Genomic DNA, 22447 nt, shown 5'->3' on the forward strand with positions numbered 1-22447 from the left:
TTGGCACATACGGCGGCACGTCCTCACCACGTCAAACGCGCCTTCGCACACATAGCACATCGTGACATATCGCCTCTGCCGCATTCCTTCAGGCACCTCAAACGCAAAAAAGGAGCCCATTATGAAGAGCACACCGCAATCGTCCGACGGCGACAAGCAAGCCGATCCGCACGCACCGAAGAATCCTCAGTCGCTGGAGGAAGCTGCCGCGCCGCTGCCGCATGAGAACGACCAGAATGCCGAATCGCAGAACGACGAAGATCCGCGGCGCGTCGGCAAGCAGGCACATCAGGACGTCGAACGCGGTCTGCAGGACACGGACCGCCGCGGTGGCGGCGAATATCAGGAAAAGACGCAGAACGACGCGCACGCCGACACCAATTCGGACGACAGATCGCCCGGCGCGGGCACCGGCAAACGCTGATTCGCGCGAGCGACGCTAGCTAGTCCGGCTCGACGTCCCAATAGGGCGGATCGCCGAAATGAGCGGCGAGAAAGTCGATGAACGCAACTGTCTTCGGCGGTACGAATGCGCGGCTCGGATACACAGCCCAGATCGCCACCTGCTCGGCGAGCGGATAATTTTCGAGCACGCTGACCAGTTCGCCGCTCCGCAAAAGCGACGCGACGTCCCAAGTGGATTTCAGCGCGATGCCGAAGCCGGCGAGCAGCGCATCGCGGATCACTTCGCCGTTGTCGCTGACGATGCGCCCGCTCACGCGCACATCGAGCCGTCCGGCCGGCGTGTGGAAGGCCCAGTCCCGCTGGTCCGACAGAATGATGCATTCGTGCTGCGCGAGATCCGACGGATGATGCGGCGTGCCGCGCTCTTCGAGGTAGGACGGCGCCGCGCACAACACGCGCCGGTTGACCGCGAGCCGGCGCGCCACCAGCGACGAATCCTTGAGTGCGCCAATCCGGATCGCGACGTCGATACCGGCATCGACGAGATCGATCACCTGATCGGTCAGCCGCAGATCGACGCTCACGCCCGGATAACGGCGCAGGAATTCGCTGATGACAGGCGACACGTGCTGCCGTCCGAACGACGACGGCATCGACACGCGCAAGCGGCCTTGCGGCTCCACCTGGCCGCGTCCCACCGACGCGCGCGCGGCCGCCGCCGCGTCGAGCAGCGCTTCGGCGCGCGTCATGAACACTTCGCCGTCCTGCGTGAGACTGATGCGGCGCGTGGTCCGATGCAGCAGCCGCGCGCCGAGCAGCTTTTCCAGTTGCGCGATGCGCGAACTCGCGACCGCCGCCGACAACCCGAACTCGCGTCCGGCCGCCGACACGTTGGCGAGCAGCGCAGCCCGTACGAACAGGGCGACGTCGAGCAGATCGAGGCGCTCGCGCTCGCCGGCAGCGGGGCGCGCATCACGCGATTGTGGAGCAGCAGCAAGGTCCATTCTTCGGAAAATCAAAAAGATGTTTCAGCGATTATGCCGCTTTTGTCGCAGTAAGAGGCGCCTTACGATCACGTCCACGGATCGACGGTTGTACTCGTCACACGCGCACACCGCCGGTCCTCGTCCTTCAACTCTGACCTGAACAAAACAAGGAGCCTGTATGAAAGCCGTCGGCCTCTACCGCTATCTGCCCATCGACCACGAAGAAGCGTTGATCGACGTCGAGATTGCGCAACCGCAAGCCACCGGACGCGACCTGCTGGTGAAAGTCGAAGCCATCTCCGTCAATCCCGTGGATACGAAAGTGCGCGCGCCGAAGGACACCGTCGAGAAGGAGCCGCGCGTGCTCGGCTGGGACGCCGCCGGCACCGTGGTCGCGGTCGGCCCGGAGGCGACGCTTTTCAAGGTCGGCGACCCGGTCTTCTATGCGGGCAGCATCACGCGGCCGGGCGCGAACAGCGAGTTTCATCTCGTCGATGAGCGGATTGTCGGACGCAAGCCGGCATCGCTCGATTTCACGCACGCCGCCGCGTTGCCGTTGACCGCGATCACCGCGTGGGAAGCGTTGTTCGATCGCCTCGGCGTCTCGCCGCAGGGCGCGCACGAAGGCCGCACGGTGCTGATTTTCGGCGGCGCGGGCGGCGTCGGATCGATCGGCATCCAATTGGCCAAGCAGCTCGGCAAGCTCAAGGTGATTGCGACGGCGTCGCGCCCGGAGTCGGCGAAATGGGCGAGCGAGCTGGGCGCGGATCATATCGTCGATCACTTCGGCGACATGCCGGCGCAACTGAAAAAGCTCGGCATCGATCAGGTCGACTACGTGCTGCTCTTCAACGACACCGACGCGAATTTCCCCGCCGCGGCAGAGCTCGTCAAGCCGCAAGGCGGCATTTGCACGATCGTCGAGAACAGCAAGCCGGTGCCGGTCGAACTGCTGAAGGCGAAGAGCGCCGCGTTTCACTGGGAGTTCATGTTCACGCGCTCGATGTTCGGCACGCCCGACATGATCGAACAGCACAAGCTGCTGACGGAGGTGGCGCGTCTCGTCGATGCCGGAACGTTGCGCACGACGGTCGGCCAGCACCTGGGCGCGATCAACGCGGCCAATCTGCGTCGCGCGCATCGTCTGCTGGAGGAAGGGCGCGCGATCGGGAAGCTGGTGCTGAGCGGGTTTTGATGCGTGCGTTGTGACGCGGCTTTAGACGAGCCGCTCGTGACGAGGGGCTTTTAACGCGGCTTTCGCTCAGCGGTTTGTGACGAGTGGCTGCTGACGCGGCTTCGATAAGCAGCTTCTCACGCGGCTTTTCATGAGCGGCTTGCGACGTGCGGCTGTTGACGCAACTTCGACAAGCGGCCCCCGATAAAACGCGTCAGCGCAAGCGGGGTAACACCCGATGCCGCGCGAGCACGCGCGGCATCGCTTGGCGGTAGACTGGTAATGCATCATGCTAAGACGGTTGCGTGTCTCGCGTCCGTTGCCGGCTCCCGCACGCTGTATCTGGACCGTACCTGGGACCATGCGGGAGGGCCGCGCTCTGGCGGGCATGCAACGGCACAACAACGAGGTGACAGTATGAGCTCCAGCTTCAAACTCTCCGCCGTTCCAGTTGTCGCTTCTCTCGCATGCGCGCTTTCTTGCGGCATGCTCGCGCCGGCCGCTCATGCGGCGACGCCGATCACGGTGACGTCGCAATCCGCGCTCGACGGTCCGATTCGCTACACGGTGCGCGTCACGTCGAAACAGTTCGGCAACTCGCAGGAAACCCGCACGATCCGCTCCGGCCAGTCGGATGATTTCACGTGGAAAACGGTGCCGCCCGGCGGGGCGGTGCCTGCCACCGATGCGTGCCCGAACTACGCGTCGCTGCCGCTCGACGCGAACGGCGCAATGATCCGCCAGACGCAGATTCGGCTCGCGCCGGTCGTCGGCGAAGACGGCACGGCGACCGTGCAACTGAGCTTCCAGGCGCACAAGCCGGACGGCATGAAGACGGTCACGGCCGGCGGCAAATCGCTCAAGTGTCCGAACGATGTCAGCATGAGCCAGGTCCTGCGTTTCACGATGCCCGTGAACGGCAGCACCAAATCCCTGACGCTCAGCGACGGCACGGTTGTCGCGATCAGCGCCAGGCGGTGAAGCGTTGGCCCGCGCTCGCCCGGCTCACCGCCGCCCAGCGCTCCGCTCCACCAGCCGCGCCGACAAAAACCGGTGCTCCGCCGAAAACAGCCGCCGGTAAGTAAGCAGCACGGCGCCCACGGTCCCGAGCGCCGACGACGCGGCGATCAGGAACATGATCACGATCTGATAGCGCACCGCCTGCAGCGGCGACTGGCCGGCCAGCACCTGGCCGGTCATCATGCCGGGCAGGCTCACGACGCCGACCACAGCCATCTGATTCAGCGTCGGCATCATGCCGGCGCGCACGGCCTGACGCGCGGGCGCCTGCGCGGCTTCCCAGCGGGTCGCGCCGAGCGCGAGCGCCATGTCGACGCGGTCGCGGCGCGCGGTCAACTCCTCGGTCATGCGTTCGATGCCGAGCGATACGCCCGTGAGCGTATTGCCGAGGATCATCCCGAGAATCGGAATCGCATACTGCGGCTCGTACCACGGGTGAATGCGGATCACGACGAAGAGCCCAACCGCGGCCACCAGCCACGAACTTATCCAGATCGACAGGGCGCTGTCCACGCGTTGGCCCGGGTAAGTGCGGCTGCCGCGCTGCGCGCCCGCGAAGCCGGCAATCAGCGTCATCACGATCATCAGGGGCAGCACGACGAACCAGTGGTCGTAGCGAAACACCCAACCAAGCACATAGCCGATCGCGAGCAGTTGCACGACAGTGCGCACGGCGGCCCATGCGAGCTTGCGCTCGAGATCGAGCTTCAGCGCAACCGATACCGCGCCGTTCACGACGATCAGCAACGCGGCGATCGCGACGTCCCAGAGCGTCAGGTTCTGCAAGGTCATCGGCTGGGTTCCTCGTGAGTGGAGGCGACGGCCGGTTCGTCGAGCACGCCAGCCTTCATCGTCAGATGACGCTCGCTCATGCGCGCGGCTTGCGCGGCGTCGTGAGACACCCAGATCGAAGCGCGCGCGTGCGGCGCGGCGTCGAACCAGGCGCGCACGAGTCCCTCGATGGCGCGCGACGACTCGGGGTCGAGCGACGCGGTGGGTTCGTCGAGCAGCAGCACTTCGGGCGCGAGTTGCAGCACGCGAATCAATGCGGTGATTTGCGCCTCGCCGCCTGACAGTTCGCTTGCGAGCTTGTCAAGGAAGCCGTTGCCGCGGCCCGCCTGCGCAACGAGACTCGCCGCCTGCTCGCGGTCAAAGCGCACATCGCGATACGCGCGCAGTTCGAACGGATAACGCAGATTGTCTTCGACCGTGCCATCGAGCAGAGCGGGCCGCTGCCGGATATACGCGACGTTGCGCCGATGTTGCGGGATCGCGGCGCGCGCGACGGGCGCGCCTCGCCAGACGATGCGTCCCGCGTCGAGCGGATCGAGCAGGGCGAGCGCGCGCAGGAACACGCTCTTGCCGGAGCCCGACGGACCGGTGATGGCGACGCGGTCGCCGGCGTCGAGCGCGAAGCGCGTGGAGTGCAGAAGCGTCTGGCCGCGCGACGGATCGCGCCGCACGATGCCGTCGGCGAGGACGAGGGGGACGTCGGTCATGACAATGGACGAGGCGTGAGAAAACGCGATGAGCGATGCAGCATCATAAGGGCACGGAAGGGCACAAGACGCACAGCATTCGCATGAGTCCGTGCCGCGCTCAAACGCGATCGCGACTCTTACGATACGCAATCGCCGGGCACAATATCTGCTGAACGATCGGCACCCAAGAAGAAAACGCGGAGCCGTTGATGGCAGGGTCGAGCACAATCGGAAGACGGGCCGGCAAAATCGTCGCATGGATACTGGCGATCATCGTCATTCTGATAGTGGCGCTCACGGTTTTCATTCTGACCTTCGACTGGAACCGCGCGCGGCCTTATGTCAATGACAAGGTCACGCAGGCCATCGGCCGGCAGTTCACGATCAACGGCGATCTGAAGGTCGGCTTGCGGCGTCCCGTGGGCGAGACCGGCTTGAAAAGCTGGGTGCCGTGGCCGCGCTTCTCGGCGGCAAACATCACCATCGCGAACCCGGACTGGGCCAAGCGCCCGCAGTTCGCGACACTCGACGAAATCGATTTCCAGGTGAAGGTGCTGCCGCTTCTCGCGCACGACATCGTGATTCCCGCCATCAATCTGGTGAATCCGTCCGTCGATCTCGAACGCATGCTCGACGGACGCAACAACTGGACCTTCGAGTTGCCGAAGTCGAAGACGCCGTCGCAGTGGAAGCTGCAGTTGCACGACATCGTGTTCGCGAAGGGCAACATCGCGCTGTCCGATCAGCAGAAGAAGGTCGACGCGCAGATGGTCGTCGATACGCTCGGCCAGCCGATTCCGATCGGCGAGGCGATGAAGCAGCAGGAAGAGGCGTCGCGCAAGGCATCGGCGGAAGCGGTGGGTAAGGACGGCGCGAAGAAGCTGAGCGCGCAGGCCGATGCGCAGGCGGCCTCGGCGGCGTCCGCTGCTTCCGCGGCCGCGGCGCGCGGGGCTTCGGCGACGGATGTGCATGCGTCGGGGACCACGGCGGCCACGGGCGCTTCGGGTGGGCTGGTCGCGGGCGGTTCGAAGGGGGCAAGCGCGACTGCGCGGTCAGGCGCGAGCGGCGCGGCGGTTGCATCGGCTGCGACGCCGAGCGATGCACGCGGCGCGAGCGGAGCCAATGGAGCGAACCGCGCCAGCGATGCAAACGGAACGAGCGGTACCCACGAAGCCAACGGCGCCAACGAGGCCAGCAATACGAACCCCGCCAGCGCCCCAAATACCGCCCGTAACGGCAAACCCGAACTCCCGCCGTACGCGATCGGCTGGACCTTGAAAGGCACCTACAACAAGACGCCCGTGTCGGGCAGCGGCAAGGTCGGCGGCGTGCTCGCGCTGCAGGACGCGAACCGCCCGTTTCCCGTGCAAGCGGACGTGAAGGCGGGCGATCTGCACGTGGGCCTCGTCGGCACCATCACCGACCCCGCGCATCTCGCCGCCGTCGACCTGCGCCTGTGGGTGCAAGGCAGCAGCATGGCCAAGCTCTATTCGCTGACGGGCGTCACCTTGCCCGACACGCCGCCTTACGCAACCGAAGGACGTCTCGTCGGCCAGTTCAAGACGAGCGGCAACGTCTTCAAGTATGAAAACTTTACAGGCCGCGTGGGCGGCAGCGATCTGAACGGTTCGCTGACCTACACCGCGCGTCGGCCGCGCCCGCTGCTGCAGGGCGAACTCGAGTCGCGCCTGCTGCAATTCTCCGATCTCGCGCCGGTGATCGGCGCGGACTCGAACGCGAGCAAGGCCAAGCGCGGCGATGCGGCGAAGCAGCCGTCCAACAAGGCACTGCCCGTTGAAGAATTCCGCACTGACCGCTGGAAGGCGATCGACGCCGACGTGAAGTTCACCGGCCGGCGCATCGTCAAGAACGCCGATTTGCCGATCACCGACCTGTACACACACATCGTGATGACCGACGGCGTGCTGTCGCTCCAACCATTGAAGTTCGGCGTGGCCGGCGGCACGCTCGCATCGGACATTCATCTCGACGGTAGCGGCACGCCGCTCAAGGGACGCTTCGCGACTTCGGCGCGGCATCTGAAGTTGAAGCAGCTCTTCCCGAACTTCAAGACGATGCAAAACGCACTCGGCGAAATCAACGGCGACGCCTCGCTGACCGCGACGGGCAATTCGCCGGCCGCGCTCGCCGCGACATCGAACGGCGAGGTCAAGGCGCTCGTCACCGAAGGCACCGTGAGCCGCCTGCTGATGGAGGCCGCCGGCCTGAACGTGGCGAACGTCGTGTACGAGAAGCTCTTCGGCAATCGCGACGTGAAGATCAACTGCGCGGCCGCCGACTTCGTCGCGACCAACGGCGTGCTGGATTCGCGCGTGTTCGCACTCGATACCGACGACGCGGTGATCGACATCGACGGCAACGTCAACATGCGCGACGAAACGATGGACCTCGGCGTGCATCCGCATACGAAGGGTTTTCGCGTGTTCTCGCTGCGCTCGCCGCTGTACGCGAAGGGCACGTTCAAGAACCCGCATGTCGGCGTGAATGCTGCCGCGTTGGCATTGCGAGGCGGCGCGGCCGTCGGCCTCGGCCTCATCAATCCGTTTGCGGCGCTGTTGCCGTTGCTCGCACCGAGCAACAACAAGCCGTTGCCGTGCGCGCAACTACTCTCGCAAGTGCGTCAGGCGCCGACTGCGCCGCCGCCGGGCAGCAAGCAGCAGCCGAAGCCCGCCATCTCGCTCGAGGGCGTGCCGGTCAACAAGCGTTCGTCGGGGGCGGGGGCAGGTTCGGGGGCATCGGCGGCTTCTGGCGCTTCGGCGGTTGCACCGGCAACGCGCAAGCCCGCGCCGATGTCGCCCGCGAGCGCCGCCGAATACAAGGGAAGCTGAGGCCAAGGGAAGCTAAGGCACTTGCCTGTTTCCGCCGACTCGTGAACCTCGCACGTTCGGCGGCGGCCTTTCTTTTGTCTTTCTATGAAAGGCCAGCGTGCCTAGCGCAGCGAACGCGGCGTCGCGTCGCCTGCCGCGTCCTGCCGGCGAACTCCGCGACGTGCGCCCACGCGGGTCGCGCCGAACTCGGTCAGGATCTTGCCGCGAGCGCGGCTTGCGAATACGAGGAAGCCGAAGCCGTCGGCTTCATACCAGTAACCGCCGTTCTCGAGACCGTCGAGCGGCTGTTCCAGCGCATTCGTAATGGATTCGATGCAGCGCCGCCGCAGTTCGGCAGCGGCCGGGTAGGGTGGATGTGCGCCGCGCACGCTGCATAGGAGTACGTCGAGTCCCGGCAGCACGTGGGCATAAAGCACCGGCTCGTCTTGCGCCCGAGCGCGTGCGATCTTGGTGTCGAGTTGGCCGAAGGGTTTGAAATGCCGCAGTACCGCGAGGAACGACTCATCGCCGTCCACCTTCGCGCGTCTACGCTTTTTCGGGAAGGACATAAAAATTCGCCTGAAAAAGAATTGCAAGAAACGCAGCGTCCTCATGCGACAACTCCCGGCTTCGCGCGCCGCACGTCGATCTTTTATAGCATACGACAAGGCCGGATTCACGATGATTCGACAATCCCGCCGCCTCACCGTCTCCCGCACGAATCATGCCGAACCGCCTCGCCGTGCGCCTTAGCATTCGAGCACATCTGACTCCATCATAGACGCACGGCGCGCCGAAAAAACATCTCGCACCAATAAAAAAGTCGTTTTTATGTGGGTCGGCGCATCTTTGGGCCACGTTGAAATATTGCCGATTCACGTCGATAATGGCCCGTCCGGCTGGCGGGTTCCCGTGACTTGCCGCGGCGTGAACGACCTTCGGGCGACCATGAAATTATTCACCAAGGGTCTGTTGCTGATCGCAGTGCCTAGCCTCGTCGAACTCGCGCTTCTCGGCGCCGTGTTCGATACGCAGGAAGAGACAGCGCAGGCCGCGCAATGGGTCACCAATAGCAAGCAGATTCCTTTATCAGTCGTCGGCGCTCGTCGATCCGCTGCTGCGCCAGGCCGCACGCGTTCGAACCGGCATGGTGATCGGCGATCCATCATTGCTCGACCGGCACACGGTGTGGATCGACATGAGCGATCGTCTGTCGAAGCTCGACGCGCTCGTGGCCGACACGCCGCAGCAAGTGCAACGCGTGCAGAACATGAGACGCGCGATCGACGCTTATCGCGCGCAGACCGCCACCGTGTCGGAGGCGTTGCATGAAGGGCGCAGCGGCAAGTCGCTGGCCGCGCTCGAAAGTGGTGCGCTGCCGCAGCCTATCGCGCTCTTTCGCGACGAACTCGCGGCATTCGGCGAAGAGGCCTCGCGTCTGGATGGCGAGCGTGCCGCGGCGCTCGCGCGGCGTCGCGAGCGTCAGCAATATGCATTGATCGCGGCAGTGATCGGCTCCATGCTGATCTGGGCCGGCACCGCAGTCGTTTTTGCGCGCAGCATCGGCCGGCGCTTCGAGGTGCTGACCGATAACGCGGAGCGCCTCGGCAACGGGCGGCCGCTTGCCGCGCGCCTGTCCGGCAACGACGAAATCGCTGCGCTCGACGCCGTGCTGCATCAGACAGGCGCGCGTCTGCGCGAGGCGGATGCCGAGCAGGCGTCGCTCAAGCGGCGCCTCGAAGCGCGTGCGCACGAACTCGCCAGCGTCAATGAGGAACTGCGCCAGGAGACGCAAGACAACGAAATGTTTATCTACAGCGTATCGCACGATCTGCGCTCGCCGCTCGTGAATCTGCAAGGGTTCTCGAAGGAATTGCAGGTTTCGTGCGACGAGCTGGACGGTATCGTCGGCGAGGCGTGCCTGCCGGCAGCGGAACATAAACGGATGGCGCATATTCTCGACGGCGACGTGCGCGAATCCCTGCAATACTTGCGTGGTGCGGTCACGCAGGCGGCTGCGATTATCGAGGCGCTGTTGCGCATTTCGCGTGCGGGGCGGCTCGAGTATCAGTGGCAACGGGTGAGCGTCGCGCGCGCGGTGGCGCGCGTTGTCGACAATCTGCAAAGTGTCATTGACGAGCGCGGCGTGGTCGTCACCGTGCGCGATTTGCCGCCGGCCTGGGGCGACCCGGCCGCGATCGAACAGGTCTTCAGCAATCTGATTGGCAATGCGTTGAATTACCTCGACCCGGCGCGCATCGGGCGCATTGAGATCGGCGCGCTCGAGCCGGAGCCCGTCGAAGCGAACGGGCCGCGCGCCGTGCGCATGCGCACGTACTATGTGCGCGATAACGGCCTCGGCATTCCGGCCGCGTATATGTCGAAAGTGTTTCGTGCGTTTCAACGTCTGCATATCGACGTGGCAAAGGGCGACGGCGTCGGTCTCGCGGTGGTGCGGCGCACGGTGGAACGGCATGGCGGGCGAGTGTGGGTCGAGTCCGCGGAAGGTGCGGGATCGAGCTTTTTCGTCGTACTGCCGGAACAACCCGCGCGCCTCTGAGTCGCGCGGGCGCAATGAAAACTCGCAGCGCATGATTCGCGCGGCCTGCGCTCCAGCGCAACGCCGGCACTACGTGGCCTTACTTGGCCTTACCTGGCCTTACCTGGCGTGAACTGCCGTGAACTGGGAGAACGGAGGGCATATGAGTCACGGGGAAACGGTCAGCATCGTGTTGATCGAAGACGACGACGGCCACGCCACGCTCGTCGAACGCAATCTGCGCCGTGCCGGTATTTCGAATGGCTTCGTGCGCTTTCGCGATGGACAGCAGGCTCTCGATTATTTCTTCGGCGCGCAGACAGATAGCGAGAGCGCGCCGGGCGCGCATCCCGATGCGGAAGATCTGAGGAATTCCGTGGTTCTACTCGATCTGAAGATGCCGCGCGTCGACGGCTTCGAAGTATTGCGGCGCCTGAAGGAGTCGCCGCAAACGGCGCCGGTGCCGGTGATCGTCCTCACCACGACCGACGATCCTCGCGAAATCGCGCGCTGCTACGAACTGGGCTGCAATGTCTACATTACGAAGCCAGTCGAGTACGATGCATTTATTGAAGCGGTGCGCCGCCTCGGGTTTTTCCTGCAAGTGGTGAAGCTGCCGTCCGGGCATCGCTTTGCGTCGCCATCATGACGTGCCTCAATTTGTTCACATACTCTATCTATCTACCCGACGAAGATCGCGCATGACCGAAGAAGTGTCCACGCAGCCCGCCGCTTGTGTTCTCGTCGTCGACGACGACGAGGGCATCTTGCGTCTCGCGCGCAAGTCGCTCGAACGCGCCGGCTGCCGGGTCGCGGTATGCCCGAGCGTGGAGGCCGCGCGCGAACGGCTCGCCGCGGGCGGCCTCGACTTGCTGGTGCTCGACTATCAGTTGAGTGGACCGGAAACGGGCCTCGACTTCTTTCGCCGGCTGCGTTCCGAAGGCGTGCGGATTCCGGCCATCCTCGTGACTGGTTTTACCGACGAATCGCGTGTGATCGAAGCGCTGCGCGCGGGCGTGTCCGACGTGGTGCCGAAGTCAGGCGATTACCTTGATTACCTGCCCGAAGCGGTGGAGCGCGTGCTGTCGCAAGTGCGCCTGCAGCGCGCGTCGGACGAAGCATTGCTGCTGCGCGATCGCGAGCAGCACTACCGCGACCTGTCCGAAGCGCTGCCTCACCTCGTGTTGACCTGCAACGCCGCGGGCGACTGCGATTTCCTGTCGAAGCAATGGTACGACTACACCGGTCTCACCGAAAACAGCTCGCATGGTCTTGCGTGGCTCGATGCCGTGCATCCGGACGATCGCGAGGAAGTGCGCCGTAGCTGGCTCAAAGCGGTGGCCGGCAATGCGGGCACCTATCGGCACGAACTGCGCATTCGCCGCCATGACGGCGAATATCGCTGGTTCGACACGCGCATCGTCGCCACGCGCGACAACGAAGGCAACATCAGCAAATGGTTCGGCAGCTGCACGGACATCCATTCGGAGCGCGAAGCGATGCAGGAGCGCGAGCGGCTGCTCGCTTCCGAACAGGCCGCGCGCCAGATCGCCGAAGAAGCGAACCGCGCGAAAGACCGCTTCCTCGCGATGCTTTCGCACGAGTTGCGCACGCCGCTCACGCCCGTGCTGGCGGGCGCGAGCGTGCTCGAGATGATTCCCGATCTGCCGGATCAGGCGCGCTCGAGCGTGCGCATGATTCGCCGCAACATCGAACTGGAAGCGCGCCTGATCGACGATCTGCTCGACCTTACGCGCGTAGCCAACGGCAAGCTGCGTCTGTCGCTGGAAACGGTCGACGTGCATGAGGTGATCGACAGCGTGCTCGAACTGTTCCGCAGCGAAATCCAGGTCAAGCAGCAGGACGTGCATGTGCACAAGGACGCGACGCATCACTACGTGCTTGCCGATCGCGCGCGCCTGCAACAGATGCTATGGAATCTGATTCGCAACGCCGCGAAGTTCACGCCCGACGGCGGCCACATCTACGTACGCACGCGCGACGAGCGCATGCATGTGCAGATTTCGGTGGAAGACACGGGCATCGGCATCGAGCCCGAACAGATCGGCAAGCTGTTCAACGCGTTCGAGCAGGGCGATCAGAAGATGACGCGGCAGTTCGGCGGGCTGGGGCTCGGCCTCGCCATCACCAAGGCGCTCACGGACGTGCATGGCGGCACGGTGACCGCACAAAGCCCGGGCCCGCACTGCGGCGCCACGTTCACCATCACGCTGCCGACGGCTGCCGCCCCCGCGCGCACCTCGCAGCCGGTGTTGCCCGACCCGGTGCATCCGGCCGGTGTACTTAACATTTTGCTGATCGAAGATCACGTCGATACTGCCGAAGTCATGGCGCAACTGATACGCACGCTCGGCCACGACGTGACGACGGTGGGCCGCGTGGACGACGCGCTCGCCGCCACGCAGTTGCAAACTTTCGATCTCGTGATCAGCGACGTCGGCTTGCCGGATGGCACCGGCCTCGACTTCATCAAGGCGTATCGCGAGCGTTCGAATGCGCCCGCCGTTGCGCTGACCGGTTTCGGCACCGACGAAGACGTGCGCCGTTGTCTCGCCGCCGGTTTCACCTCGCATTTGACGAAGCCGGTGAACTTCGCGCAACTGGAAACGATGATCGAGAACGCGATCAATCTGAAGGCGCAGAAGGAAATGTGACGCGCGGCGCGTAGGTGTGGCACATAAGTGCGGCACATGAGAGCGCCGCACGGCAAGCATCGGTCGCCTAGCGCGGCGAGTTTTTCAGCGAGTCGCGGATTTCACGCAACAGCAGCACGTCTTCCGGCGGCGGCGGGGGTTCGGACGGCGCGGCAGCGTCCGGCTTACGCAGATTGTTGATGAACTTCACCATCAGGAAAATGATAAACGCGAGGATGATGAAGTTGATGAGCACCGTAATGAACGAGCCATAACCGAACACGGCGACGCCCGCTGTTTGCAGGTCTTTATACGATTCCGGACTGCCTTTGAAGCTCGGCGGAATGTCGCCGAGGCGAATGAACTTGTTCGAGAAGTCGAGGCCGCCCGTGGCGACGCCGACGACCGGCATGATCAGGTCTTTCACGACTGAATTGACAATGGTGGAGAACGCGCCGCCGATGATCACACCGACCGCGAGATCCATCACGTTGCCCTTAAGGGCAAATTCCTTGAATTCCTTGACCATGCTCATAGGGTTTTCCTCCCGAATATCGATGACTTAATCATACCAATCTCAGACGGATAGGCCAGCCCTTAGTTATAGCTTAGTGAGCGTAGTTCGGCTTGGTCGGCATGACTAGCCTAGTCGGGAAACTGCGACGCGCTGTGGCGCGCGCGTTCGATCTGCGCCGCGAAAGTAACCGGGTCGGTGTTGGTGCCGCACAGCAGAACGCCGACACGCTTGCCTTGCAGCTTCTCGCGCAGCGGTCCGAGCAGCGCCGCGGTGGCAGCCGCGCAAGCCGGTTCGACGGCGAGCTTCAGTTGTCCGAACAGGGTCAGCATGGCCGCGCGCAACTGGTCGTCGGAAACCGTGACGAGTTCGTCGATATGACGGCGGCACAGTTCATAGCTGTATTCCTCGGTATGCGGAGCCATCAGCGAATCGGCGATGCTGTGCATATGGCCCATCTTCACCGTGTGATTCGCGGCGAAACTCTTGCCCATTGCATCGGCGCCTTCTGGCTCGACACCGAACACGTGGACGTCGGGATTCGCGAGCCGCATTGCCGTGGCGACGCCGGCCGCGAGACCGCCGCCGCCGATCGGCACGATCACGGCTTCGAGGTCGGGCGTTTGCGTGGTCCATTCGTAGCCGAGCGTGGCCGAGCCGAGCACCGTGCGATAACCGTTGAACGGATGCACGAAGTAGCGGCCTTCTTCCGCTTCAATGCGGCGCACCAGTTCGAACGCTTCGGCGAGATCTTCGGCGAACACAATTTCCGCGCGATATTGCCGGCACAGCGCGACGCGCGCCGGATTGGCCGCGCGAAACAGCACGACCTTCGCGCTGATGCCAAGCCGCATCGCCGCATACGCAACCGCTACCGCATGGTTGCCGCCCGATACGCAGGTGACGCCCGCGCTGCGCTGTGCTTCATCCAACGCGAGCAGGTTCGTGAACGCGCCGCGCGCCTTGAAGCTGCCGCCCGCCTGCAGCAACTCGAACTTGAAGTTCACCACCGTGCCTTCGAGCGACGCGAAGTCGAGCCTGTCGAACACCGGCGTTCGCGCCACCCACGGCGTCAGCGCGAAGTGCTGCGCGGCGATGTCGTCGAGAGTGGGGATCGGCTCGCCGTCGATCGTATGGTCGGTGTGCTGCGGCGTGGCGGTTGACATGGCGTGGGCGACAATGGGTTGATCGGGAAACGCGTGAGTGTCTGCTTCTTTCTCACGCGTTTTCAGAGCGCATGCGCTTCCACCGACATGCTGTGGATAAACTTGCGCAGGAAGCGTTCGCACTGCACGAGCTGATCGAGTGCGACGAACTCGTTGGCCTTGTGCGCCTGCTGAATGTCGCCGGGGCCGCACACAATGCTCGGAATGCCCGCCAGCGAAAACAGCCCGGCCTCCGTGCCGTATGCAACCTTGCGCTTGTCCTGATCCGCGGTGAGCGCGCGCACGAGCTGCGTGATGGCCGCCTGTTCGGACGAATCGAGTCCCGGCGCCGCGGCGATCTTCGTGATCTCGATGGCCGCCGATGGATGCTCGCGCAACATTTTCGGCAGCAGCGTTTCGCGTGCGTACTGGTCGATGCGCGCGAAGATCGGCTCCGGGTCGAGCGTGGGAAGGTTACGGAATTCGAACTGGAACTTGCATTCGGCCGGCACCGTATTGATCGCATTGCCGCCGACGATCGTGCTGGTCTGCGCGGTGGTGAAGGGCACGTCGTACAGTTCGTCGAACGGACCTTGCTCGCGGAACTGATCGGCCATGTCGCGGATATAGCAGATGAGGCGCGCCGCGTATTCGATCGCGTTCAAGCCCTTCGGCGTGAGCGACGAATGCGCCGCCTGGCCGCGCACGCAGCATTGATAAGCGTTGATGCCCTTATGCGCCACGATGGGCCGCATGCTGGTCGGCTCGCCGACGATGCAGCCGTCCGGCTTCACGCCGCGCTTCATCAGGTCGGCGATCAGCAGCGGTGCGCCCGCGCAGCCGACTTCCTCGTCGAATGAAAGCGCGAAGTGAATCGGCTTGGCGAGCTTCGTGCGCTGCATTTCAGGAACGAGAGCGAGCGCCGCGCCGATGAAGCCTTTCATGTCGCAGGTGCCGCGGCCATACAGTTTGTCGCCGCGAATTTCCGGCTTGAACGGATCACTGTCCCATTGCTGACCGTCGACGGGCACCACGTCCGTGTGGCCCGACAAGACCACGCCGCCATTCGTTTCGCCGTCGTGCGCGGGGATCGTCGCAAAGAGGTTGGCCCATTTGCCGCTTTGATCGTGCGTGAGCGTGGCGTCAATGCCTACGGCGCGCAACTCGTCGCGCACGGTTTCGATCAGACCGAGATTCGGATTGCGGCTCACCGTGTCCATCGACACGAGCCGTGTGACCCAGGGCAGCGAGACAGGCGTATCGGAGGCGGAAGCGGATGATGCAGTGGCGGATGTTTGCGAGGACTGCGCTGAATCAGCGACGTGAGACATGACAAGACTCCGGCATTTGAGTCTTTCGATCATACCCAAAAATGCCGTGCCGTATGCGGCTTGTGTACAGTGAGTGCGCTGCTGCGCGCGGGTTGCGCAGCGCAGCATTGCGGAATAACGCTAGACGTAGGGCGGTTTTGTGCGCTGGGCAGCGCGTAACGCGTGCGCTGAATGAACCCGCCCTACGCCATGCCTCAACTCATCGCGCGGCCGTTGCTGCGGCCGTACCGCGGCTCGGCGACCCGAGCGCGCGCAACGTCTCCTTGACGGTCGCGACGCGCACCGCAAGGTCGGGACTGCGCGTTTCGATACGCAGCTTGTCCTGGCCCGCGAGCTTGATGTGCTTGTGCTTCTGCACCATCTCGATGATACGCATCGCGTCGATTGGCGGATTCGGAATGAACTGCAAGCCGATCACGGCTTCGCCCGCGTCGATCTTCGAAATGCCCAACGGCTTCGCCGCCAGCCTCAGCCGATGCGTCTCGACAAGCGCATGCGCCTGCGGCGGCAGCTTGCCGAAGCGGTCGATCAGCTCTTCCTGAATGCCGTCGATCGAATCGCTGTGCTCGCAATTCGCGAGCCGCTTGTAGAGCGACAGACGTTCCTGCACGTCGCCGCAATAGTCGGCGGGAAGAATCGCGGGCGCATGCAGATTGATCTCGGTCGTCGCGGCAAGCGGCGCGGTGAGGTCGGGTTCCTTGCCGTCCTTCAGCGCCTTCACGGCGTCGTTGAGCATGTCGGTGTAAAGCTGGAAACCGATCTCGTGAATCTCACCCGACTGCTTGTCGCCGAGCACTTCGCCCGTGCCGCGAATCTCCAGGTCGTGCATGGCCAGATAGAAGCCCGAACCGAGTTCCTCCATTTGCTGGATCGCCTCGAGCCGGCGCTGCGCCTGCTTCGTCAGCCCTTGCGGATCGTGCACGAGCAGATACGCGTACGCCTGGTGATGCGAGCGCCCGACGCGTCCGCGCAACTGGTGCAATTGCGCAAGACCGAACTTGTCCGAGCGATGAATCAGGATCGTATTCGCGCTCGGCACGTCGATGCCGGTTTCGATAATCGTCGTGCACAGCAGCACGTTCGCGCGTTGCGCGACGAAGTCGCGCATCACGCGTTCGAGTTCGCGTTCGTGCATCTGCCCATGCGCGACCGCGATGCGTGCTTCGGGCACGAGCGCTTCAAGCATCTGCCGGCGATTCTCGATGGTCTCGACTTCGTTGTGCAAAAAGTAAACCTGGCCGCCGCGCTTGAGTTCGCGCAGCATCGCTTCGCGAATCACGCTTTCTTCCTCGCGACGCACGAAGGTCTTGATCGCCAGACGCTTTTGCGGCGCGGTCGCGATCACCGAGAAATCGCGCAGCCCTTCGAGCGCCATGCCGAGCGTGCGCGGAATCGGCGTGGCGGTCAGCGTGAGCACGTCCACTTCCGCGCGCAACGCCTTGAGCGCTTCTTTCTGACGCACGCCAAAGCGGTGTTCTTCGTCGATGATCACGAGCCCGAGCCGCTTGAACTGCACATCCGACGAGAGCAGCTTGTGCGTGCCGATCACGATGTCGACACTGCCTTCGTTGATCTGCTGGATCGCGGCGTTCACTTCCTTGGTCGACTTGAAGCGCGACAGTTCGGCGATGCGCACCGGCCAATCGGAGAAGCGGTCTGTGAAGGTTTGCGTGTGCTGTTCGGCGAGCAGCGTGGTAGGAGAGAGGAGCGCGACCTGCTTGCCGCCCATCACCGCGATAAACGCCGCGCGCAATGCAACCTCGGTCTTGCCGAAGCCCACGTCGCCGCATACCAGACGGTCCATCGGCTTGCCGCTCGTCATGTCGCCGATCACGGCGGCGATGGCCGCGGCCTGGTCCGGCGTTTCCTCGAAACCGAAGCTCTCGGCGAACTTCACATAGTCTTTCGGTTCGAGCGCGAACGCGTGGCCCGAGCGCGCGGCGCGGCGCGCGTAGAGATTCAGCAGCTCGGCGGCCGTGTCGCGAATCTGCTGCGCAGCCTTGCGCTTGGCCTTCTCCCATTGACCCGAGCCGAGCGAATGCAGCGGCGCGCTTTCCGGGTCGGCGCCGCTATAGCGCGAGATCACATGCAGTTGCGCGACCGGCACGTAGAGCTTGCTGTCGCCCGCGTATTCGAGGTGCAGGAACTCGGTTTCGCCTTCGCCCAGGTCCATCGTGACGAGGCCCATGTAGCGGCCAATGCCGTGCTGCGAATGCACGACCGGATCGCCGACCTTCAGCTCGGACAGATCGCGCACCATCGAATCGACGTTGCTCGCCTGTTCCTGGCGACGACGCCCCGCACGCCGCGCGAGCGGTCCGTAAAGCTCGGTCTCGGTGATGATCGCGATGCCGTCGACCGGCACCGCAAAGCCGTTCGCAAGCGGCGCGACGCCGAGCGAAAAACGCGCGTCGCCGGTGAGCCAGTCCTGGAAGCTGTCGCTCGACGCGGGCTTCAGATGATTGTCCGCGAGCAACTGCAATAGCGTTTCGCGGCGGCCCGCCGATTCCGCGGCGAACAGCACGCGGTTCGGCGTCGTGTCGAGAAACGCGCGCAAGGCCGAGACAGGATCGTCCGCATGACGGTCGATCGCGAGATTCGGCAGCGGCGTCGCCCAGCCGCCGCCCGCATTGGCCGGCAGCACGAGGCGCGCGAACGGCTTGGCGAGCGTGAAGAAATCCTCGTCCGTCAGAAAGAGGCGCTGCGGCTCGAGAATGGGCCGGTCGCGATCGTGCGACAGGAAGTTGTAGCGCTGCTTGGTGTCGTTGGTGAAGCGCCGGATCGCCGCATCCAGATCGCCGATAAACGCGAGTTGCGCGCCTTGGGGCAAATAGTGGAAGAGGGTGGCCGTCTCGTCGAAGAAAAGCGGCAAATAATATTCGATGCCCGCCGACGGCACGCCGTTGCCGATGTCCTTATAGATCGACGCGCGGCTCGGATCGCCCTCGAACGTCTCGCGCCAGCGGCTGCGAAACGCGGTGCGCGCGGCTTCGTCGAAGGGGAATTCGCGGCCCGGCAAGAGGCGCACGTCTTTCACCGGATAAAGGCTGCGCTGCGTGTCGGGATCGAACGCGCGGATCGAATCCACCTGGTCGTCGAACAGATCGATCCGGTAGGGCAAGGGCGAGCCCATCGGGTAAAGATCGAGCAGCGAGCCGCGCACGCAGTATTCGCCGGGGCGCACGACCTGGCTCACGTGTTCGTAGCCGGCCAGCGTGAGCTGCGCCTTCAGCTTGGCCTCGTCGAGGCGCTCGCCTTGCGAGAACGAGAACGTATAGGCGGCCAGAAACGACGCCGGCGGCATCCGGTACAGCGCCGTGGTGGCGGGCACGAGCAGGATGTCGCAGCGGCCCTCGCCGAGGTCGTGCAGCGTGGCGAGGCGCTCGGAGACCAGATCCTGGTGCGGCGAAAAGGTGTCGTAAGGCAGCGTTTCCCAGTCGGGCAGCAGGCGCACGCGCGCGTCCGGCGCGAAAAAGCCGATTTCCTGCGACAGCCGCTGTGCATCGACCGCGCTCTCGCAGACGACCGCGAGCAACGGCACCTTCTCGCGATAGGCGAGATGGTAGCGGGCGATCAGCAGGGCGTCGGACGAGCCATGCGTGCCGTCGAAGGCGAAACGCTGGCCGGCCTTGACGAGCGCGACGGGCGGGGAGTACTGCGATGTTGCGGCGATATCTGGCATAGAAAGGAAAAGGCGGCCTCGGGCTCACACGAACCGGCAAGTTTACGCGTGTCGGGGCGTGGATGCGAAGGACCTATTATAAAATCCGTCCTTTACTTTGACCTCGCGGCATCCGCACTCGTGACTTCCCGTCTATTTGCCCTGATTCCGTGCGCAGGCACCGGCAGCCGTTCCGGCGCCGCGATGCCCAAACAGTATCGCACCGTCGCCGGCCGCGACCTGCTGCATTATTCGCTCGCGGCATTCGACGCGTGCAGCGAATTCGCGCAAACGCTCGTCGTGATTGCGCCCGACGACCAGCACTTCGACGCGCGCCGCTTCGGCGGCTTGCGCTTTGCCGTGCGCCGTTGCGGCGGCGCGTCGCGCCAGGCGTCGGTGCTGAACGGCTTGCACGCGCTCACCGAGTTCAACGCGCGCGACGACGACTGGGTGCTCGTGCACGACGCCGCGCGGCCGGGCATCACGCCGGGGCTGATCCGCACGTTGACCGGCGCGCTGAAAGACGACGCGGTGGGCGGCATCATGGCCTTGCCGGTCGCGGATACGTTAAAGCGCATCGACCGCGCATCGGCGGACGGCCGCATTGCCCGCACCGAATCGCGCGACGGACTCTGGCAGGCGCAGACGCCGCAGATGTTCCGCATCGGCATGTTGCGCGAAGCGATCTTGCGCGCGCAGGCCGACGGCCACGATCTCACCGACGAAGCGAGCGCGATCGAATGGGCCGGCCATGCGCCGAGGCTCGTGCAGGGCAGCTTGCGCAATTTCAAGGTGACGTACCCGGAAGACTTCGATCTCGCCGAGGCGATTTTGCTGCGGCCTTCGGCAGCGTGACCGGCGGTTTCATTTTCAGTGAATTCAGTGAACGGACTTGAGGACTTGACGCAGATGGATTTCAGAATTGGGCAAGGCTACGACGTGCATGCGCTGGTGCCGGGGCGTCAGTTGATTATCGGCGGGGTGACGATTCCCTATGAGCGCGGCTTGCTCGGCCATTCGGATGCCGACGTGCTGCTGCACGCGATCACCGACGCGCTGTTCGGCGCGGCCACGCTCGGCGACATCGGCCGCCATTTCTCCGATACGGATGCGAAGTTCGCCGGCGCCGACAGCCGCGTGCTGCTGCGCGAGTGCGTGGCGCGCGTGAAGGCCGCGGGCTTTTCGATCGCGAATGTGGACAGCAGCGTGGTCGCGCAGGCGCCGAAGCTCGCGCCGCATATCGAAGGCATGCGCGCGAACATTGCCGCCGACCTCGGCTTGCCGACGGAAAAGGTCAACGTAAAAGCCAAGACCAATGAGAAGCTCGGCTATCTTGGCCGGGGCGAGGGCATCGAGGCGCAGGCCGTGGTGTTGCTGGTCAAGGACTGACTGGCTTTTTATGCGGCCGCGAAGAGCGGCTCGCGCGGCGTCGACAAAGCCCTAAGCCGCGACGAAATCAACTGCCGTTATTCTGCGGCAATACACTGCGCGGCCGCATTGATCACGGCGGCAATCCGGCCCACGTCGCGCAACTGCGTCGTGCTCATGCCTTCGGCGACCAGCGTATCGAAGTGCGACTTCACGCAGAAATGACACTTGCCGATGATCGACGCGGCCAGCGCATACATCTCGAAGCGCCGCTTGTCCACGCCGCCATGCGACGCATAGGCGTTCATGCGTAACTGCGCCGGTTGCGATTTCAGATCCGCGTTGTCCGTCATTTCGACGTACGGATACCAGACGTTGTTCATGCCCATCAACGCGGCGGCGGTCAACGCGCCGTTCGTCTCTTCGGGCGAGAGCACGCCCGCGTTGCGAATCGCGTTGACGATCACCGTGCTCTTCGCGGCGAAAGCCGCGGCCAACGCGACGCCCACCGCATCGTTACCTTCCAGCGACGAGCGCGCGATCGTGCCGTCGAGATTCAGCCGGATGTCTTTCGCGTAGTCGGGCACGAGCGCCTTAATGGAAGACAAGAACTCCATTGCGATCTCCTATCGGGTTGTCGATAAAAAAGCCCGCGGCTTTTTCAAGCGTGGCGGGCCTGGGCAGACACGGCTTACAGCGTCGCGCCGCCGACTGCGCGGTTGCACGGACAGAGCTCGTCCGTTTGCAGACCGTCGAGAATACGCAGCACTTCCTCAGGATTGCGGCCGACGTTCAGGTTGTTCACCGAAACGTGCTGGATCGTATTGTCCGGATCGACGATGAACGTGGCGCGCAGCGCGACGCCCGCTTCCTTGTCGCGCACGCCAAGCTGGTCGATCAGCTCGCCCTTCACGTCGCCGAACGAATAGTGGTTCAGCTTGCTCAAGTCCTTGTGCTCGCGGCGCCATGCGAGCTTGACGAATTCATTGTCGACGCTGCCGCCGAGCAGCACCGCGTCGCGTTCCTCGAAGTCTTTCGCGAGCTTGCCGAACTCGACGATTTCCGTCGGGCACACGAAGGTGAAATCCTTCGGGTAGAAGTAGATGATCTTCCACTTGCCGGGGAACGACTGCTCCGTGATCTCTTCGAACGCCGAGACGCCGTTTTCCTCGTGGTTGTTAAAGCCAGGCTTGGCAGCGGTGACGGTGAACGCTTCGAGTTTGTCGCCAACGGTTTTCATGCGAGTGCTCCTTCGTGTGTTGGAAAAAACAGCATGTTGAGGCTACCAGCTCGTCATCACGAGCGCGTGTCAGGCTTTTAACTATAGCTCTATGGAACTAT

At 64.0% G+C, this 22447-nt stretch carries 18 protein-coding genes and 1 pseudogene; 9 read left to right on the top strand and 10 right to left on the bottom strand.

Going from position 1 to position 22447, the window contains the following annotated elements:
* The first annotated feature begins 121 nt into the window (after window positions 1-121).
* The gene (locus ABIE53_RS10205; protein WP_029968318.1) at window positions 122-424 is read left to right on the top strand and encodes a hypothetical protein; all 303 of its coding nucleotides are present in this window, start codon (window positions 122-124) and stop codon (window positions 422-424) included.
* 19 nt (window positions 425-443) lie between these two features.
* Here the strand turns inward: ABIE53_RS10205 and ABIE53_RS10210 are convergent, their stop codons facing one another.
* The gene (locus ABIE53_RS10210) at window positions 444-1409 is read right to left on the bottom strand and encodes a LysR family transcriptional regulator (protein WP_192698878.1); all 966 of its coding nucleotides are present in this window, start codon (window positions 1407-1409) and stop codon (window positions 444-446) included.
* Between the two features lie 160 nt (window positions 1410-1569).
* Here ABIE53_RS10210 and ABIE53_RS10215 point away from each other — a divergent pair, with 160 nt between their 5' ends.
* Window positions 1570-2586, top strand: a complete 1017-nt coding sequence (locus ABIE53_RS10215; RefSeq protein WP_029968319.1) for a zinc-binding alcohol dehydrogenase family protein — start codon at window positions 1570-1572, stop codon at window positions 2584-2586.
* Between the two features lie 396 nt (window positions 2587-2982).
* A complete protein-coding gene (locus tag ABIE53_RS10220; RefSeq protein ID WP_006048900.1) occupies window positions 2983-3546 on the top strand; it encodes a DUF6013 family protein in 564 nt (187 codons plus the stop codon).
* Window positions 3547-3570: 24 nt separating this feature from the next.
* On the opposite strand, the gene ABIE53_RS10225 is transcribed toward ABIE53_RS10220, so the two are convergent.
* Window positions 3571-4377, bottom strand: a complete 807-nt coding sequence (locus ABIE53_RS10225) for an ABC transporter permease (protein ID WP_029968320.1) — start codon at window positions 4375-4377, stop codon at window positions 3571-3573.
* Window positions 4374-5084: an ABC transporter ATP-binding protein gene (locus ABIE53_RS10230; RefSeq protein ID WP_114156080.1), complete on the bottom strand. Its 711-nt coding sequence runs from the start codon at window positions 5082-5084 to the stop codon at window positions 4374-4376. The genes ABIE53_RS10225 and ABIE53_RS10230 overlap by 4 nt, the downstream gene beginning before the upstream one ends.
* Window positions 5085-5275: 191 nt before the next feature.
* Between ABIE53_RS10230 and ABIE53_RS10235 the strand changes: the two genes are divergently transcribed.
* Window positions 5276-7915, top strand: coding sequence for an AsmA family protein (locus ABIE53_RS10235; protein WP_114156081.1), 2640 nt, complete (start codon window positions 5276-5278; stop codon window positions 7913-7915).
* Window positions 7916-8016: 101 nt separating this feature from the next.
* On the opposite strand, the gene ABIE53_RS10240 is transcribed toward ABIE53_RS10235, so the two are convergent.
* Entirely contained in the window at window positions 8017-8508 is a 492-nt protein-coding gene (locus ABIE53_RS10240) for a hypothetical protein (RefSeq protein ID WP_006048904.1), read from the bottom strand.
* Between the two features lie 334 nt (window positions 8509-8842).
* Between ABIE53_RS10240 and ABIE53_RS10245 the strand changes: the two are divergent.
* From ABIE53_RS10245 to ABIE53_RS10255, 3 genes and pseudogenes are all read left to right on the top strand, one after another.
* Window positions 8843-10454, top strand: a pseudogene (locus ABIE53_RS10245) (sensor histidine kinase).
* 142 nt (window positions 10455-10596) lie between these two features.
* Window positions 10597-11082, top strand: coding sequence for a response regulator (locus ABIE53_RS10250; RefSeq protein ID WP_006048906.1), 486 nt, complete (start codon window positions 10597-10599; stop codon window positions 11080-11082).
* 52 nt (window positions 11083-11134) lie between these two features.
* Window positions 11135-13108, top strand: coding sequence for a hybrid sensor histidine kinase/response regulator (locus ABIE53_RS10255; protein ID WP_006048907.1), 1974 nt, complete (start codon window positions 11135-11137; stop codon window positions 13106-13108).
* 67 nt (window positions 13109-13175) lie between these two features.
* Here the strand turns inward: ABIE53_RS10255 and mscL are convergent, their stop codons facing one another.
* The 4 genes from mscL to mfd all read right to left on the bottom strand — a co-directional run bounded on the left by mscL (window position 13176) and on the right by mfd (window position 19759).
* Window positions 13176-13622 carry a large conductance mechanosensitive channel protein MscL gene (gene mscL / locus ABIE53_RS10260; protein WP_006048908.1) on the bottom strand — a complete coding sequence of 149 codons (447 nt, stop codon included), beginning with the start codon at window positions 13620-13622 and terminating at the stop codon, window positions 13176-13178.
* A 110-nt stretch (window positions 13623-13732) separates the two neighbouring features.
* Entirely contained in the window at window positions 13733-14767 is a 1035-nt protein-coding gene (locus ABIE53_RS10265; RefSeq protein WP_006048909.1) for a threonine/serine dehydratase family protein, read from the bottom strand.
* A 62-nt stretch (window positions 14768-14829) separates the two neighbouring features.
* Window positions 14830-16077, bottom strand: a complete 1248-nt coding sequence (gene argE, locus ABIE53_RS10270) for an acetylornithine deacetylase (RefSeq protein ID WP_114156082.1) — start codon at window positions 16075-16077, stop codon at window positions 14830-14832.
* 199 nt (window positions 16078-16276) lie between these two features.
* Window positions 16277-19759 carry a transcription-repair coupling factor gene (mfd, locus tag ABIE53_RS10275; RefSeq protein ID WP_114156083.1) on the bottom strand — a complete coding sequence of 1161 codons (3483 nt, stop codon included), beginning with the start codon at window positions 19757-19759 and terminating at the stop codon, window positions 16277-16279.
* Between the two features lie 120 nt (window positions 19760-19879).
* On the opposite strand from mfd, the gene ispD reads away from it, so the two are divergent.
* Window positions 19880-20593, top strand: a complete 714-nt coding sequence (gene ispD / locus ABIE53_RS10280) for a 2-C-methyl-D-erythritol 4-phosphate cytidylyltransferase (protein WP_029968333.1) — start codon at window positions 19880-19882, stop codon at window positions 20591-20593.
* A gap of 54 nt (window positions 20594-20647) precedes the next feature.
* Window positions 20648-21127: a 2-C-methyl-D-erythritol 2,4-cyclodiphosphate synthase gene (ispF, locus tag ABIE53_RS10285; protein WP_114156084.1), complete on the top strand. Its 480-nt coding sequence runs from the start codon at window positions 20648-20650 to the stop codon at window positions 21125-21127.
* A gap of 77 nt (window positions 21128-21204) precedes the next feature.
* On the opposite strand, the gene ABIE53_RS10290 is transcribed toward ispF, so the two are convergent.
* Complete coding sequence (locus ABIE53_RS10290; RefSeq protein ID WP_006048914.1) at window positions 21205-21723, bottom strand: carboxymuconolactone decarboxylase family protein; 519 nt, start codon at window positions 21721-21723, stop codon at window positions 21205-21207.
* 74 nt (window positions 21724-21797) lie between these two features.
* Entirely contained in the window at window positions 21798-22346 is a 549-nt protein-coding gene (locus ABIE53_RS10295) for a peroxiredoxin (protein ID WP_006048915.1), read from the bottom strand.
* Window positions 22347-22447 lie beyond the last annotated feature (101 nt).

The organism is Paraburkholderia sp. OAS925 (assembly GCF_040543975.1).
GTDB lineage: Bacteria > Pseudomonadota > Gammaproteobacteria > Burkholderiales > Burkholderiaceae > Paraburkholderia > Paraburkholderia graminis.